Consider the following 15,429-nt stretch of genomic DNA (forward strand, 5'->3'; position numbering starts at 1 on the left):
GCTTGAGGAAGGGAAAACGCGAGGATCGGGCGGGGGCGCGGGGTTATCCGGGCCACGCGCCCAGGCGGCCCCAGCGCGACACGGTGGTGGCGTCGGCGGGGGGGATGTCCACGCCGGCCGGGTCCAGGGTCCAGGCCTGGAAATCACGGGTCAGGGCGGCGTGAAGGGTGCCGGTCGCGTCGCGCAGGCAGGCAAGCCAGAGGCTTTCGCGGGAAGAGGCGTCGGGATCGGCCAGGCAATGGGCCCCATCCAGCGACAGGCCGTCGGGCAGGGCGTGGAAGAGAGGGGCGGCCCCCGTGTCTTCGAGCACCAGCACGCCGGCCGGGGTGCTGGAAACAAAGGACCCGGTGCCGGTCACGACCCGGGTGGGCACGGCGCCCGCGACCAGCCGGGTTCCCGGCCACAGGCCACCGCGCCGGGCGCCGGGCGAGGGCAGGCCCAGGGCCTCGGGGGCCTGGATCATCACGCCCCACGGCTGGGGCGTGGTGTCGAGAGCGCTCGCCCCCCCGGTTTCAAGCACCAGGACGGGGGCGCCGCCGGGGGGCAGGCGATAAAGGCGGTGGCTTTCGTGCCGGGGGGTGCTCCGGGTCGCGGCGATCCAGAATGCTTCGCGCCAGGCGATCACGGCCGAGGTGCGCCAGCGCACGAAACCGTCGCTCACCTCGGGCAGGGCCTCGACCAGGCGCCGGCTGGTCCACGGGGGGGAAATCTCATGGCCCAGGGGGGCCCAGCCCTCGGTCGCCGGCAGGCTGCTGCTGGTGCCGCCAATGAACAGGGTGTCTCCCACCACCCCGATGCCGTTGACCGGCACCAGCAACCCGATGGCGGTTCCACTGACCGGATCGCTCATGTCGTTGATGAGGACGACCGCGCCCAGGGTCGCCCCGGCGTCCAGGACTCCGGTTCTGAGGGCCAGGGTATTGTATTCGGCGCCGCACACCACCGCCTGGCCGTTTCCCAGGCGTTCGAGGCGCGGCAGGTCCAGGCGGGTGAAGGGGGCGCTTTCCAGGGTGGGGGTGGGCACCACCGCGCTGGCCGGCTGAACAAAGGCCGTCAGGCGGGTGCCGGTGGCATTCAGGCGCAGGCCCGCCACCCGGCCTTCGGGCCAGGCGACCAGGTCGGCGAGCCCCGGAACCTCGGCCAGGACGCGACCCCGGGCGTCGAGCACCACGGCGCGGGCATGGGCCTGGCCCTGGGCATCCTCGCGGTGGTGGAACACGATGCGCCGCGCCAGGGGACCGCCAAGGTCGATCGGCACGCTGAAGGGATCAAGGGCAACGGGCTCAGCCACGGGGCGCCTCCGGCCAGAACGAGGGCGGCAGGCCAAAGCGGCCGGCCGGGGTCAGCGTGTGGGTGTGGGTCACCTGATCGAGTCCGCGCAGCGGACGCAGCGCCAGGCACACGTCGGTGGGAACCGCCGACAGCAGCCAGCGCGGGCTGGTGGTGCCATTGCGGTGCAGCCAGATGTAGGCGTCCTGCTCGGCCCACAGGTTGCGCAGGCACAGGCGCCCGATCAGGTCGGCGGCGGTCCAGGCATGGGCGCCGGCGAAGGCGTCGGTGGGGCCGGGGCCGGGGTCGTCGGTCCAGGCCACGCGCAGGGGATCACCCTCGGGGCCGCTTTCAAACACCGTGCCGGCGGCGGCGTAGTCTTCCCAGGTGTCGGCGGCGTAGGCGTCGCTGCCCGGCGTCGGGGCCGCGAAGGTGCCGCCTCCCCCGATGGAACAGGCGATGACGACTTCGGTGGCCGAGCCGTCCTCGTCCCACGACCAGCGCAGGGCCACGACCTTGCCCGTGGCCTTGCCCCCGGGCAGGCGGGGACTTTCCAGGGTCACGGTGGTGTCGAGGTCCAGGGCCAGGGTCTCGGCCGACCAGCCGGGCAGGCGGGCGCGCACCTGAACGCAGCGCTGGGCAAAGGCCAGGCGCACCGCCAGCACCCGCATCATGTGGGCGATGGCCTGGCGGCCGCGCGGGGTGGGGGCGAAGCGGGGATACAGGGGATCGCCAATGGGCAGGCCGGTGTCGGCCTCGCCCGAGGTCACTTCGTCGAGGCCGCTGGGCACGGTGGAGGTGTCGGTGTCGGAAACCCGGGGGCGCGAGAGCGACAGCAAGGTGTCGCAGTCGGGGATATCCGCCTCGGGGGACGTGCCAGCCGCCGCCACGCCCACGTCGCGCAGGCCAAAGGCGATGGTTTCGCCGGGCCCCGATCCGGCCAGGTCCGAGACCAGATGGCTTTCCAGCCGGCAGACCAGGATTTCGCGCCGTTTCTGGCGAAAGTCCCAGCGCACCCGCAGCACCGGCCAATAGGCGCGCTTGTCGAACGAGACCCATCCCGCGAACACGCCGGCGGGAAACAGGCTGGAGCGGGTGGCGGTGGGGCCGAAATCAACGCTGCCCTGAACCCCCAGCCCGTTGCCGGAGGCGATGACCCGGGTATGCCCGTCGTCGCTGGTCACGACGCTGGGGTCGTTGGCCAGGGTATCGTCCAGGTCCTCGACTTCCTGGGCGACCAGGGCGCTGGCCACGATCTGGTAGCCGCTGGTGCCCCCCAGGCGGTGCCCGGCCCTGGGCCAGCCGTCGGCGAACTCGGATTCGGGCGACAGGGTGATCAGCGCCCCCCCGGCCTCCCGGGCGATCAGGGTGCCGAAATCGGCGATGGCGCCCCCCCTTTGCGTCCACGCCACCACGGCGCGGCCCTCGATCCAGGCCGGCGGCGGGCCCTGGGGCTGGGTGATCTCGATCGAGCCTTCTTCCAGGGTTTCGGGGCCGAGCGTTGCGTGGGTACGGCCGGTCAGGCCATCCGACACGCTGACCGCGCCACTCAGGCGATCAATGCACGGCCGCGCGAACCAGCCATCCAGGATTTCCTCGGGCTCGTCCTCGCGGCCCTCGGCGATGAACAGGGGGTCGAAGGCCGGAGCGATCTTGAGGGGGGCGAGGGCGGCGGCCAGGCGGGCGGCGGTGTCGCCCGTGCGACTGTCGAAGGTCAAGGTCAGGAAGGGCCCGGCCAGCCCCAGCGGCACCTGATTGAGCACGCCCCGGAACAAGGGGCGCACCGTGCCGTCGATCCGCGCCGAAATCACGATCTGGCGCTGGCCCCGGGGACCGGCCAGGGCGCCGGGTCCGTTGGCCACGACCACGCGGGCGAACGGCGCCTCGCCTTCCTCGGCGCGGACCTCCAGGGCGCGCACGGCCAGATCGGCGCGGGCATGCAAGGCGGGATCAAAGGCCGCGTCGGCCTCGATCCAGGCCAGATAAAGGGCATCGACCATGGCGAAACCTCGGGGGCGAAGGAGGAGGGAGGGGGAGGGGGAGGGAGGGGAGTGGAAACGCCATTCGAGACCACCGGGGATGTCTCTTTCGGGCGGCAGCCCCGAGGAGGCGAAGAAGCCTCTTGTTCCGGTTCGCGGGACCAGCGCCTAGATCTCTTCCAGCACCAGCCGCCAGGGGTGCAGGCCGTCCCATTCCTCCAGCCCCAGCGACCATTCGCGGACCATCATGGCCAGCACCGGGCGGGCGGAGACGCACACGGGGGTGTCGTGGGCGCCGACGGTGACGTGGCGGTCCTGGATGTCGAGGACCGGGTGAGCGGCGCCGTCGGCCCTGAACGCGCGCACGCTGTCGGCGAGAAGGGGGCGTTCGGCGTCCCAGGTGTCGGTGCCCGGGCCCAGGATGATCCCCAGGCGGATGGCGGCGCCGACCGTGACCGGCGCGCCGGGCCACAGGGTGGCAAACGCGGGCGGGCGCACGTCGGAGGCCGAGAGGCTCAGCATGTAGCGGGCCCCGGGCAGGGGGGCGAAGTGGGCGGTGCCGTTCTGGTCGCGCCAGAACTCGCCCCGGGGCAACGGGGTGAGGAGGTGGCGGGCGCCTCGGGCACTCCAGCGCCCCAGAAGGGACGGGCCGTCCAAGGTCAGGTCGGTTTCGGGGATGTCGGTGCCGCTCATGCTAGCGCACCCCGCGCTGGGGGCGGCCCAGGGTCCTGGGCGCGAGACCGCCGAACGCGTCGCGCCCCTCGGGATCGCCGGCCACCCCCAGGCGGCGCGACGATGTCAGGGGTTGGGACAGCGGGCTGGACCCGGCGCCGGACAGGGCAGGGGCCTGGGGATTGGGAAATGCCGGGGCCGTGGGGGCGGCGGGCAAGGACGCGGGCGGCGAGGAGGAGGGGCGTTCGGGCATGCTTATTCCCTCGGGCCAAGGGCGTGATAGGAAAGCTCCAAGGACAGCTGGCGAAACGAGCCTTCAACCACGAGGCCGGCCCGGGCCAGGGGGCCGGTGACGAGGGCCAGCCCGTTGGTGTCCAGGCGGCGGTTGGCGAGGGCGTCGGCCAGGGCATCGGCGGTGGCCTCGGCGCTTTCCAGGGCGCTGGTCAGGGGGTCGTGCAAGATCAGGCGCAGGCGGCCGTGCCAGGCTTCCCAGTCGTCTCCGGCCTCGGTCTGCTCGGGCAGCAGGACAAGGCGCATCCAGGGCACGCCGGCGGGAGGGCGGGCGAGCGGGCTTTCATCGACAAGCGGGCGCAAGCCCAGCCCGGCCACGGCCCGGGTGAGCACGGCGCGCACGGTGGCCGCGCTCATGACCCGGTTTCCTCCAGCGGGCGCAGCGTGGCGCGAAACAGCAGGCCGAGGCCGCCCGAGGCGTCGGCGGCGTCCACCACCCACCACGCGCCGGCGCTGGTTTCCACCCGATCGGTGGGGCGCGGCGCGGGGGCGTCGGGGGTCAGGATCAAGGCGGGGCGATCGGCGGGGGCGCGCACCGGATCACCCGGTGCCTGGGGGGTGACGCGCAGCCACAGCAAGCGCACGGCCACGCGGGCCGCTTCGGTACCGGCGGGATCGAAGGAGGCATCCACCCTTCGTTCCAAGGTGGCGGGGTGCACCACCTCGCCCACCTTTGTCATCACGTGTTCCAGGGCGTCGAGAACCCGGGCTCGGGCAAGCAGGGAACTGGTCATGGGGCAGGGCTTTCGCTTCAGGTCCGGGGTCAGGTCCGGGGTCAGGTCCGGGGTCAGGTCCGGGACAGCACGGTTCCCCCCGGGCGCAGCAGGGGCGCCAGCAGGGCGCGGGCCAGGGGCACGGCCGGGGGAGGCGAGGCGTCGGGGGTGTACACGGTGTGCGTGGTCAGGGCGTCCACGCTCAGGCGTTCCTCGATGACGCGGGGGCCGGCGTCGCGGTCGGCCATCAGGGGGGCGGTGATCGCGCGCGCCGCCAGCTCGCAGCAGGCTTCCACGATCTCGCGGGGCACGCGATCGCCGGGGAGCGGCAGGCCTTCCTGGTCCCAGGCGTCGCGCCGGGGCCAGGCCAGGCGCTGGTCGCGCCCGTGCGCCGGCCGGCCGGGAAAACGCGGGCCGAACAGCACGTCGATGTGGGTGGTGGCCTCGCGCAGGGCGCCTTCGCGGGTTTCCTCGGGCGTGGCGGCCCAGGGGGCGGCGAGGGGACTGTGCGGGCGCAAGGCCCAATACGCATCGGCGCTGGCCAGGGGCACGTAACTGTCGGCGTCGGCAAGGCCGGCCCCGGTTTCAACGCAAAGCACCATGGCGGGAGTCCTCGGGATCGGGAAAACAGCTACTCGGAATGCAAGCCCGGCAGGGAGAGGGGCTCGAACGGCGGCCACAAGGTCAGGCGCAGGGCCAGCCCCAGCCAGCCCTCCTCGCCCAGGGGCCAGGCCCCTTCGCGGGGAGCCAGACGCGCGCGCCCGATCAGGCCCACGGCTCCCCCCACGCCCTGGCCCACGCGCACCTCGGCGCTGCCTTCCAGGGCCCGAGGCGCGGTGAACGGGGCCAAGGTGCCATCGGGCAAGGCGTCGGCTTGCAGGAAGGCCCGCACCACGGGGGCGCTCCAGCCCTGGGCCAGGAAGACCAGGTCCAGGCGCCGGGCCAAGGTGTCCTCGCGGGCGGGCACCAGGGCCCCCGTGCCGTCCTCGACCCAGCGCACGCGGGGCGAGGCGGTGATCTCCCACCGGGCTTCGCGCACCGGGCCCAGCGCCTGGCGGGCCAGGGTGCCGGCCCCGAACCACACCAGGGGGGCGCGCGCGGCCACCAGAGTGGAAAGGAACGACATGGCGGGAGGCTCCTTGACGGGGGAAAAGCAGAAGGACGGGGCGGGGACCCCGGCGCCAGAGGGGGCTCAGCCGTTGGTGCGCAAGGCGGCAAGGCGGATGGCCTTGCGGTCGTACACGCGCTGCCAGTTTTCCGGGTTGGCCAGTTCGGCGTTGGAAGGCGCGGGGCGGGCCATGTGGGTGCCCAGCCAGCGAATGCCGCGCGGGTGCAGCAGGAAGTGCCGGCGGCTGTGCAGGATTTCCATGCCTTCGCCATCGCCGGCGGCCGGCACCCGCTCGGTTTCCACGGGCAGGCGGGGCTGGCCCTCGCCGTAGGCCACGGCGCCTTCGGCGAACAGGAAGGTCGTGTAGGTCTGGCGGTGGGTGCCGGTTTCCACGGGCAGCGAATCATCGACGATGATCCGGTAGCCCAGGTAGGTCTGGTAGCGCAGGTCGCCGCTTTGGGGATCGTGGACCGGCAGCAAGGCCCCCAGGCGCTGCAAGCGGGTGTGCACCGCCGAGTGCAGGGCAATGGCGCTCAGGCGGCTTTTCATGTCGCCCAGGGTTTGGGCGGCGACCAGGATGGCCTCGTCGCTGATCATCTCGGCGGCGGTGATCGCGCCGGCGTCGTCGGTGGCCAGGTCGTGGACCATGTCGCCCCCGTTATTGGCGCGGTTGGCGGCCAGAATGCCGGTCAGGCTGGCGATCAGCAGGCGCTGGCGGTCGCGCACCCAAAACGGCGCGATCAGATCGGCAATGGCGCGCAAGGGATCGGTGGCGAGCAGGGCGGCGGTCAGGTCCATGCTCGACCAGGCGCGGTTGCGGATGTGCTTGACCGCGACATCGCGCCCGGCGCTGAGGCGGGCCGGGGTGGCCAGGCTGTCGGGATCGTCCGAGCCCACGGTGGATTCGCCGTCCAGATCGTTGAAGTAGGGGAGCGAAAACAAGCTGCCCGCGCCCGAGGCCAGGGCATCGAACTGGGGATCGCGCAGCACGACCCCGGACTGGACAAACGCGTCCAGCTCCAAGGTCCGTTGCAACAGGTAGGGCTGAAACACCTCGGGAACGACAACGTCTTCCAGGCGGGTGGTGACGGTGCTCATGGCGAAACTCCTTGGGGGAAGACCGGTCGCGAGCCGTTCTCCCGTGATTCTTCGTCGAAAAGGGAAAGGGGGCCGTCAGGCTTGGCGCGCCTGATCGCGCAGGCGCCGGGCCAGTTCGGGCTGGGCGCGCAGCAAGCGGCCCTGTTCGGTCAGGTTCAGGGTTTCGCGGGCGAAGGGATTGGGGGGACCGGGCTCGGGACGGCTGGGGGGCACGCCGGCCCCGGTGGGCACGTCCCACCAGGGGGCACTCTCGGCCCGGCGGGTGGTCAGCCAGGCATCCAGGGTGGCGGGGCCGTCGGCGGACAGGGGAACCAGGGTCAAGGTGTCGTCCACGCGAAAGGCCTCCCGGGCCGCGCGCACGACATCGGCCCGGCAGGCGTCGCGCACGCCCAGGCGCGAGCAGGCCTCGTGCACGTCGGCGCTCAGGCGGGCGTCGGCGGCCTCTTGCACGCGCGCGGCCCAGGCACTGGTTTCGCTGGCGTGGCGGGCCAGGGTGTCGGCCAGATCCTCGGCTTGCAGGACAAACCCGCCGGCCGGGTCGGGGGCGTAGTGGGAACGCAAGGATTCGGGGATGGCGTCCTCGGTGTCGTAACGCAGGCGCACGGTCATGACGGCTCCTTGGCTGAAACGGTGTTCTGGGAAAAGGGTTCGGTTTCCTGGCCGCGCGCGTGGGCATCCAGATCGGGGTCGAAGGCCCACGACAGGACACCCCGGCGCTGAAGCTCGCTCAGGTAGGTGGCGCGGCTGATGTCGCCGGCGGCGCGCGCGGTGGCGAGCGCGGTCAGGTCGGCGTCGTCGCTGATGTCGACAAAGTCGGTGTTGATGTCGATCGAGCCGCCGGTGGGCAGGCCGCCCCAGGCCGCCATCAGGGCCAGCACCTGTTCCAAGGCGTCGCGCAGCGCGATGGCCCAGGCTTTGATCAGCGACAAGGCGCGGGTTTCGGCGATGGCGGTGGCGGTGGCGGTGGTGGTGCCGCTGCGCGAGAGCAGGGGTTCCAGGGCCAGGCGGTCCATCTGGCTTTCCAGGCGGGCCAGATCGCGCTCGCCGGCCTGGATGGCGGTGCCCTGGGGTTCGACGTAGTACCAGCGTGCTTGCGGGTCGGGCGCGTGCAGGAAGGTCTTGGGGCCCACCGCCAGGGCCCCGGCCTCGGGCCCTTCGGGCGCGGGGCCGGACAGCGCCAGCATGGCAAAGCGGCCGAGCGTCAGAATGTTGCGCTGGTCGCTCGCCGACTGCCAATGCGCGATGTTGAGGTGGGCCAGCCCCTCCAGGGGCGGGCGGGCCAGGAACGCGCCGACCGGCGGGCCCAGGCGCACGGGCACCAGGGGCACGGTGGCGAGCGGCGTGGCCCCCTGGGCGAGGCGCAGCCAGCCGCCGCCGTCGCGTTCCCAGGTTTCCCAGCGTCCGGGCTCCAGCACCTGCACGCGCTCGAACCGGCGTTCGCGAAAGCCGTCGGGCTCGCTCACGGTGTAGCGCACGCGGGCATGGGCCAGGCGCCAAAGGCCGTCGGCGCGGCCGGCCCGGGCGGCCAGCACGTCTTCGGCCGGCACCACCACCAGATAGGGGCGCCGGCGGGCCGGGGGCACCTCGGGGCCCGGCATCTCGACTTGAATCCAGGCAAGCCCCGTGACCAGCGCCTCGGTGAAACAGCGCTGGGCCAGGATGTGAAAGGCGTTGCCCAGAAGATCGGCGTCCTCCAGCCAGGCCCGCAGCCGCGCGGGCACGTCGGCGCCCAGGATCAGGGGCCGCGCGAACACCCGCCCGGCCAGGGTGCGCACCGTTTCCTCGAAGGCCGGCAGCAAGACGGCGCGTTCCAGGCGGGTGCGGTAGGCGGCCGGGTCCTCGGCCTCGTAGCGCGGCAGATAGGTTTCGCCGGCGGCGCGCAGGGCCAAGGTGCCGCCCATCAGGGTACGCACCAGGGCCCAGCGGGGCGAAACGCCCAGGTGGTCAAGGTCCGGACAGCCGGGATCGGCCGCGTCCGGAAGGGACGAAGGGGGCATGGGCGGATGTCCTTGGGTCGGGAAAACAAAGGCGCGGGCGAACCCGTCTACCAGCGCAGGCGGGCGACCCGGCCCGAGGGCAGGGCCTCGTGGAACGTCAGGGCCAGGGCGTCGGCCAGGTCGGGGCTGCGCAGGCCCCGGTGCTTCAAGGAGTCCTTGGCCTCGATCACCAGGCGCCCGCTGCCATCGAAGCCGTAGCGGGGCGAGGCCAGCTCGCCGGCCAGATCCTGGGCGAGGTCGCGGGGCAGGGCGGCAAGGCCGGGCTGGTCGTCGCGCAGCCACGCGCGCACGGCCAGCCAAAGGTGATCGCGCAGCAGCCGGCCACGCTCGCCGCCGGCGCCGGCCTCGGGGGCGCGGGCCGCCACGTTGACCGCGACCACGGGGGCGCCCTCCTCGCGCAGGCGGTCAACCACCCCGGCCCCCACCCCGATTTCATCGACGAACAGGCGTTCGGCCCGCCAGGCCTGGGCCAGTTGGGCGGCGCGGCCGGCCACGGCCATGGTGTCGCGGCCGGTGGTGACTTCCATGGCCTCGACCGCCGGGCCGGCGCGCAGCACGAACACGGTGCGATCATCGCCGAAGCGGGCCACGTCCACGCCCAGGCGCCGCGCGTGCCCCCGGCCGTCGGCGGTGCGCCCCAGGGCGGCCTCGGCCGCCTCGATCGGGATCAGCACGTCGTCGTCCTGGCGCGGGAACTGACCATCGGCGCGCACCCGCACCACGTTGGAGTCGGCCCCGTACTTGCGCACCAGCCCCGCCCGGTAGCCGGGATCGACCAGGGGGCTGTCGGCGCAGCAGAAATGAAGCGGGGTGTAGGCGCCCCGGTCCTGCTTGTGCGAACGGGCGAAAAAGCCGGTGTTGCGGGTGGGGTTGCCGACCATCAGCAAGCGGGCGCCGGGGCTGGACAAGGCGCCCTCGGCCACCTCGAACACCGCGTCGGGGACGCCCGAGGCCTCCTCGATCACGAACAACAGCGATCCCCGTCCCTCGGCGCCCCCCGGTCCGCCAGCGTGGAAGCCTTGCAGGGCGTCGGGGTTGTCGGGCCGGGCGGTGCGCCCGACCGCGAACCATTCACGCGGGGCGCCCCGGTCGGCGACGGCCCGGGCCGACAGATCGAACAAGGCCGACAGCCACAAGGCGGGGGGCAGGCCCAGGGCGTCGGCCTGCTGATCGGCGCCACGACGCAGCCGCGCCAGCTCCGACCACAGGATTTGTTCAAGCTGGCTCGCGGTGGGCGCGGTGCACGGGGTCTTGGAGTAATCGAAGCATTCCAGATGCCACCAGATCACGGCCCCGGTGGCGGTGGTCTTGCCGACGCCATGCCCGGCCCGGGCCGAGACCTTGGCGCCCGGGGGGGCGATGGCGGCCAGAAGGGCCGCTTGTTGCGCGGTGGGCGAGAGCCCCAGGCGCTGGCGGGCGTACAGCACGGGATCGGCCCGCCACAAGGCGCGCAAGGCGCCATAGGCGTGCAACTGCCGGCGCCAGGCGGGGCCGGGGTCGGGACCTTGCATGGAAGGGCATCCGCGAGGGGGGGACGGGATCAGGCGGGATCGGCCCGGTTGGGGGCGCTGTCCTGCTCCGCGCGGGCCTGGGCCAGCCGCGCCGCTTCGTCCAGAAGGGCCGACAGCCCGTGGCCTTCGTTGGGGGTACCGGAGCCGGCGTCTCCCTTGGCGCGTCCGTCGGGCTTCCACAGGCCCAGCCGCTGGCCCAGCAGGTTAAGGGCCCTCAGCTTGTCGGCGAGGCGCACGCGCATGCGCCGCACCGGGCGGGCGTCGGGGCCCTTGCCGTCCATGAACTCGTCCACGGTCACCTCGGCGATGGCGGCGGCCTGGTGGTCGTCAAGGGTGGAAAGATCGACCACTGCGGTGCCGTCGGGGTTGAGGCGCATCAAATCCAGCGGACGCGAAAACGCCACGCTGGTCAATTCCTCCAACACCCGCTCGTTGGTCAGGGCATAGCGTTCCAGCACGGCCTCCGTGTGGGCGCGCGCCCGCGCCTCGGCTTCCTCCAGGGCGCGGGCGACGGCGGGGCGGCGCAAGAACGCGGCGGCGCGGGCGCTGGCGCTCCGGCCGGCCTCGGGATCGAGGGCGGCACGCCACGCCCGGGCTCCGTTACGGCCGTGGGCCAGATAGGCCTCGACGAAGCGTCGTTCCGGATCGCTCAACGCGGGAACGTCCTGGCTCATGGGAGGTCCTTTCAACGGCAACGGGGCGCCCGTTTCCGAGCGCCCCGCACACCAATTTCATGATAAAATGACATTATCGACACGCCCCCACCCTGTCAACCGGGAAAATTCAAGGAGGGGCCCGGGGAGGCCGGTTTGTTCCGCCTTCAATCGCCAGGCGGGGCTGGCGCCCCTCGGGCTTCGGGCCTGCGGCCCGGGCGCTCAATGCGCCAGTCGCTCCCAAGGGGTGCTCCCCGTATCCACTTCACGCGCTGCGCTTTCACGCCCGTCCCCTCACTTCGCGTTCCCGCCTGTCCGCCTCCGGCCATGCCGCCCGATGCCGGCCCGGCGGGCATACAGGGCGAGCGCGGCCTTGAGGTCGGCCTGGGCGGTGGCGGCCGTGCAGTGGTGGCGCCGGCGGGCGGCATCCAGGCCCACGTCGTGCACCACCAGATCCAAGACCAGGTCCAAGGGGCGGTAGGGTGGGCGACGGACCCAGGCCGCGACCTCGCGCGACCAGGGCAGGTAAAGCCGCGCATGCTCCAAGGCCAGTTCGCCGGGCAGCAGGTCCACGGTGCGCCCGGCCCCGGCGGCTCCGGTCCCGCCGCTCACGGCATCGGGGCGGCTGACCCGGGCCATCACCGGCCGGGTCAGGGCCTCGAACACATGGCGCAGCCGCAGCGCGGCCAGGGCCTCGGCGTCGTCGAGCACGCCGTTTTCATGCAGCCGCTGAACGGGCGCCGTGCCCGGGCGCCGGCGCAGCGTTTCGGGCGTGGGGCCCACCCCGGGGGTCGCCAGGGCCGGCCGGGGCAGGGCGCCCCGGGCCAACTCGCGCACCAGATCCTCGATCAGGGCCGCCTTGCGTTCCAGCCGGGCCCGGGCCATCCCGCTGGCCGGAGCCAGGGCGGCGGCGTGGCGGTAGTCGCGCGCGCGCCGTTCCGCCCGACTCCGGGCCGGGCCGGGCTCGCGGGCCAGGGCCTCGCGCAAGGTCAGCAAGGTGGCCAGATAGGCCTCGTCCAGATCCAGGGCCGAAACCTGCCGCCACCAGGCCCGCGTTCGCGCATCCTCCAGGGGCAGGGCCCCCGCCTGGGGCCGGGCCCCCGCCTGGGGCCGGGCTCCCGCCTGGGGCCGGGCCCCTTCCTGGAGTTGGGCTCCGATCGGAAACGGGTCGTTGGGGCAGGGCATGGCGGCGCTCCGTGCGGTGGGAATGCGAGAATGATGTCTTATTGTCATTGCCTCGGGCAAGGACAAAACGTCATCGCTCGCCCGGCCCCGGGTTGGCCCTCGCCGGACAAGGGCAAATGGGTCTAAACTGCCCGCTTCACTGCGTTCCACCCGGAGAACCCTTCATGACCTCGACCCCCACCGCCCCGCCCGCGTTCTGGCAGGTGGAAGTGACCTTGCCGCGTTCGGCCCTGCCGCCCCTGGAAGCGGCGCTGGAGCCTTTGAGCGTGGCCATAAGCTGGATCGAGGTGGACGAGGGGCAGGACCTCTGGACCTTGCAGGCCCTGTGCGTGGATCGCCCGGACGACGCGGTGGTGCTGCCGGCCCTGGCCCTGGCGGCGGCGGCGGCCGGGGTGCCCGAGCCCGAGCCGGTGGTGATCCGCATCGAGGGGCGCGACTGGCTGGCGCAGTCGGCCATCGCCTTTCCCCCCTTGCGGGCCGGTCGGGTGTACATCCACGGCTCGCACCACACCGAACCGCCCCCGGTGGGCTCGTGGCCCCTGCGCCTGGACGCGGCCACCGCGTTCGGCTCGGGCGATCACGAAAGCACGCGCGGCTGCCTGCTGGCTTTCGATGCCCTGGCCCGGCAAGGGCGCGCGCGCAACGTGCTCGATGTCGGGTGTGGCTCGGGGATTCTGGGTCTGGCGGCGGCGCGGGCCTGGGCCTGCCCGGTGCTGGGGCTCGACATCGATCCCGAGTCGGTGCGGGTCGCGCGGTTCAACGTGCACCGCAACGGGTTGGGGGCGTTCGTGCGTGTCGTGCCCGGGGTGGGGGTTTCGGGGCGCCTCGCCCAGGAACGCGCCCCCTACGACCTGATCTTCGCCAACATCCTGGCGCGGCCATTGTGCGCCCTGGCTCATCCCCTGTCCAAGTGCCTCGCGCCGGGGGGGCGGGTGATCCTGGCCGGGTTGCTGACCCGTCAGGCGGCGCAGGTTCTTTCCGCCTACCGGCGCCAGGGGCTGGTGCTGGAGCGTCGTCTTGTCCTGGGGGCCTGGACCACCCTGGTCTTGCGCCATCCGCCGCGCCGGGGAACCTGCCGATGAGCGAGTCCGCCACAAAGACCACGACCCCGCGCCGCGCGGGCGATGGCATAGGTTCGCGTCTCGTGGGCGTGCGCGTCTGGATGGCCCGGGCGGGCCTCACGGCCTATGTCCTGCCGCACGCCGATGCGTTTCAAAACGAGTTCCTGCCCCCCGACGCCGAGCGCCTCGCCTGGCTGACCGGCTTTACCGGCTCGGCGGGAGAGGCGGTGGTCCTGCACGACCGGGTGGGGCTGTTCGTCGATGGCCGCTACACCTTGCAGGCCGCCGCCGAGACGGACCCGGACCTGATCACCTGTCACCATTCGGTCGAGGAACCGGCGGCGGCCTGGCTGGCCAAGGTGCTGAACGCCGGCGACCGCCTGGGCTATGACCCCTGGCTCTATACCCCCGAAGGCCGCGAGCGCCTGCGCCGGGCCTGCGAGACCCGGGGCGCCGTGCTGGTGGCGTGCCCCGATAATCCGGTTGACCAGCTGTGGACGGAGCGCCCGCGCCTGCCCGCGCGTCCGGCCCAGCCCCACGAAACCCGCTGGAGCGGACGCGAAAGCGCCGACAAGCGCGCCGATCTGGCCGCGACCTTGAAGGCGGCGGGGCAGGAAGCGGTGGTGCTGTCCGCGCCCGAAAGCGTGGCGTGGCTGCTCAACATCCGGGGCCACGACGTGCCCCACACGCCGCTGGTCCTGGCGCGGGCCCTGGCGCGGGCCGATGGCAGCGTGGACCTGTTCTTGGATCCGGCGCAAACCTCGACCGAGCTGGAGGCTCACCTGGGGCCGATGGTGCGCCGCCACGCGCCGGCCGATCTGGGCGCGGTGCTCGATGCCCTGGGCGAACGCGCCGCGACGGTGCGCCTGGATCGCCAGCGCACCCCGGCCTGGATCCTGGACCGGCTGGAGCAGGCGGGCGCCACCGCGGTGGCGGGCGAGGATCCGTGCGTGCTGCCCCGCGCCTGCAAGAACGCGGTGGAGCTGGAAGGCGCCCGGGCGGCGCACCGGCGCGATGGCCTGGCGGTCACCCGTTTCCTGCACTGGCTTTCGGAACATGGGCCCTCGGGCACGCTCACCGAGCGCGCGGCGGCGCGTCAGTTGCTGGCCTTTCGCGCCCAGGATCCCCTGTTGCGCGATCTGAGCTTTCCCACCATTTCGGCCGCCGGGCCCAACGCGGCCCAGTGCCACTACCGCGCGACCGAGGCCAGCGACCGGCTGTTGAACCCGGGCGAGGTGTATCTGGTTGATAGCGGGGCGCAGTATCCCGACGGCACCACCGACATCACCCGCACCGTGGCCCTGGGGCCGGTCGATCCGGTGGCGCGCCATTGCTTTACGCTGGTGTTGCGCGGCCATATCGCCATTGCCCGGGCCCATTTCCCGCAAGGCACCTCGGGCAACCAGCTTGATTCCCTGGCCCGGCAATTCCTGTGGGCCGAGGGCCTGGACTACGACCACGGTACCGGGCACGGGGTGGGCAGTTATCTGGGCGTGCACGAAGGGCCGGCCTACCTCAGCCGCGCCGGGGGTGGTGTCCCCTTGCGTCCGGGCATGATTTTGTCGAACGAGCCCGGCTATTACCGCGAAGGCGCCTTTGGCATCCGCATCGAAAACCTGGTCGCCGTCCAGCCGGTCGAGCCCCCGCCCGCCGACGCGACCAAGCCCTTCCTGGCCTTCGAGACCCTGACCCTGGCGCCCCTGGATCGCGCCCTGATCGACGTTCGCCTGCTGCGTCCGGGCGAACGGGCCTGGGTGGACACCTACCACGCCCGGGTGCGCGCCCAGCACGCCCCCCATCTGGACGCCCCCGCCCGCGCCTGGCTGGAAGCGGCCACGGCCCCGTTGTAGGGGGGGGATAGGGGGGAGGGAGGGGGAGGGAGAGGGAGAGGG

General features: G+C 72.9%; 16 protein-coding genes. 2 read left to right on the forward strand and 14 right to left on the reverse strand.

The window, feature by feature from the left end; translation table 11 throughout:
- Positions 1–43: 43 nt before the first annotated feature.
- The 14 genes from ROR02_RS02835 to ROR02_RS02900 form a co-directional block, all read right to left on the reverse strand.
- The gene (locus ROR02_RS02835; RefSeq protein ID WP_147162497.1) at positions 44–1,291 is read right to left on the reverse strand and encodes a hypothetical protein; all 1,248 of its coding nucleotides are present in this window, start codon (positions 1,289–1,291) and stop codon (positions 44–46) included.
- Complete coding sequence (locus ROR02_RS02840; protein ID WP_147162498.1) at positions 1,284–3,269, reverse strand: hypothetical protein; 1,986 nt, start codon at positions 3,267–3,269, stop codon at positions 1,284–1,286. The genes ROR02_RS02835 and ROR02_RS02840 overlap by 8 nt, the downstream gene beginning before the upstream one ends.
- A 147-nt stretch (positions 3,270–3,416) precedes the next feature.
- Positions 3,417–3,941: a hypothetical protein gene (locus ROR02_RS02845; protein ID WP_147162499.1), complete on the reverse strand. Its 525-nt coding sequence runs from the start codon at positions 3,939–3,941 to the stop codon at positions 3,417–3,419.
- A 1-nt stretch (position 3,942) separates the two neighbouring features.
- Complete coding sequence (locus ROR02_RS02850; RefSeq protein ID WP_147162500.1) at positions 3,943–4,173, reverse strand: hypothetical protein; 231 nt, start codon at positions 4,171–4,173, stop codon at positions 3,943–3,945.
- Positions 4,174–4,175: 2 nt separating this feature from the next.
- Entirely contained in the window at positions 4,176–4,568 is a 393-nt protein-coding gene (locus ROR02_RS02855) for a hypothetical protein (protein ID WP_147162501.1), read from the reverse strand.
- Entirely contained in the window at positions 4,565–4,945 is a 381-nt protein-coding gene (locus ROR02_RS02860) for a hypothetical protein (protein ID WP_147162502.1), read from the reverse strand. The genes ROR02_RS02855 and ROR02_RS02860 overlap by 4 nt, the downstream gene beginning before the upstream one ends.
- 53 nt (positions 4,946–4,998) lie before the next feature.
- A complete protein-coding gene (locus ROR02_RS02865) occupies positions 4,999–5,526 on the reverse strand; it encodes a DnaT-like ssDNA-binding protein (protein WP_147162503.1) in 528 nt (175 codons plus the stop codon).
- Between the two features lie 29 nt (positions 5,527–5,555).
- Positions 5,556–6,050, reverse strand: coding sequence for a hypothetical protein (locus tag ROR02_RS02870; RefSeq protein WP_147162504.1), 495 nt, complete (start codon positions 6,048–6,050; stop codon positions 5,556–5,558).
- A 66-nt stretch (positions 6,051–6,116) separates the two neighbouring features.
- On the reverse strand, positions 6,117–7,130 hold the full coding sequence (locus tag ROR02_RS02875; protein WP_147162505.1) for a major capsid protein: 1,014 nt from the start codon (positions 7,128–7,130) through the stop codon (positions 6,117–6,119).
- Positions 7,131–7,205: 75 nt separating this feature from the next.
- Positions 7,206–7,739, reverse strand: a complete 534-nt coding sequence (locus tag ROR02_RS02880; RefSeq protein ID WP_147162506.1) for a hypothetical protein — start codon at positions 7,737–7,739, stop codon at positions 7,206–7,208.
- Positions 7,736–9,127, reverse strand: coding sequence for a DUF4055 domain-containing protein (locus ROR02_RS02885; protein ID WP_147162507.1), 1,392 nt, complete (start codon positions 9,125–9,127; stop codon positions 7,736–7,738). Before ROR02_RS02885 ends, ROR02_RS02880 begins: the two co-directional genes overlap by 4 nt.
- 47 nt (positions 9,128–9,174) lie before the next feature.
- Positions 9,175–10,638: a hypothetical protein gene (locus tag ROR02_RS02890; protein WP_246135369.1), complete on the reverse strand. Its 1,464-nt coding sequence runs from the start codon at positions 10,636–10,638 to the stop codon at positions 9,175–9,177.
- Between the two features lie 29 nt (positions 10,639–10,667).
- Positions 10,668–11,312, reverse strand: coding sequence for a terminase small subunit (locus tag ROR02_RS02895; RefSeq protein WP_147162508.1), 645 nt, complete (start codon positions 11,310–11,312; stop codon positions 10,668–10,670).
- Positions 11,313–11,585: 273 nt separating this feature from the next.
- Entirely contained in the window at positions 11,586–12,476 is an 891-nt protein-coding gene (locus ROR02_RS02900; RefSeq protein ID WP_147162509.1) for a hypothetical protein, read from the reverse strand.
- Positions 12,477–12,640: 164 nt separating this feature from the next.
- On the opposite strand from ROR02_RS02900, the gene ROR02_RS02905 reads away from it, so the two are divergent.
- Positions 12,641–13,558: a 50S ribosomal protein L11 methyltransferase gene (locus tag ROR02_RS02905; RefSeq protein ID WP_147162510.1), complete on the forward strand. Its 918-nt coding sequence runs from the start codon at positions 12,641–12,643 to the stop codon at positions 13,556–13,558.
- The gene (locus ROR02_RS02910; RefSeq protein ID WP_147162511.1) at positions 13,555–15,387 is read left to right on the forward strand and encodes an aminopeptidase P family protein; all 1,833 of its coding nucleotides are present in this window, start codon (positions 13,555–13,557) and stop codon (positions 15,385–15,387) included. Before ROR02_RS02905 ends, ROR02_RS02910 begins: the two co-directional genes overlap by 4 nt.
- Positions 15,388–15,429 lie beyond the last annotated feature (42 nt).

Origin of the sequence: Pararhodospirillum oryzae (genome assembly GCF_007992075.1) — a bacterium.
GTDB classification, from domain to species: domain Bacteria; phylum Pseudomonadota; class Alphaproteobacteria; order Rhodospirillales; family Rhodospirillaceae; genus Pararhodospirillum; species Pararhodospirillum oryzae.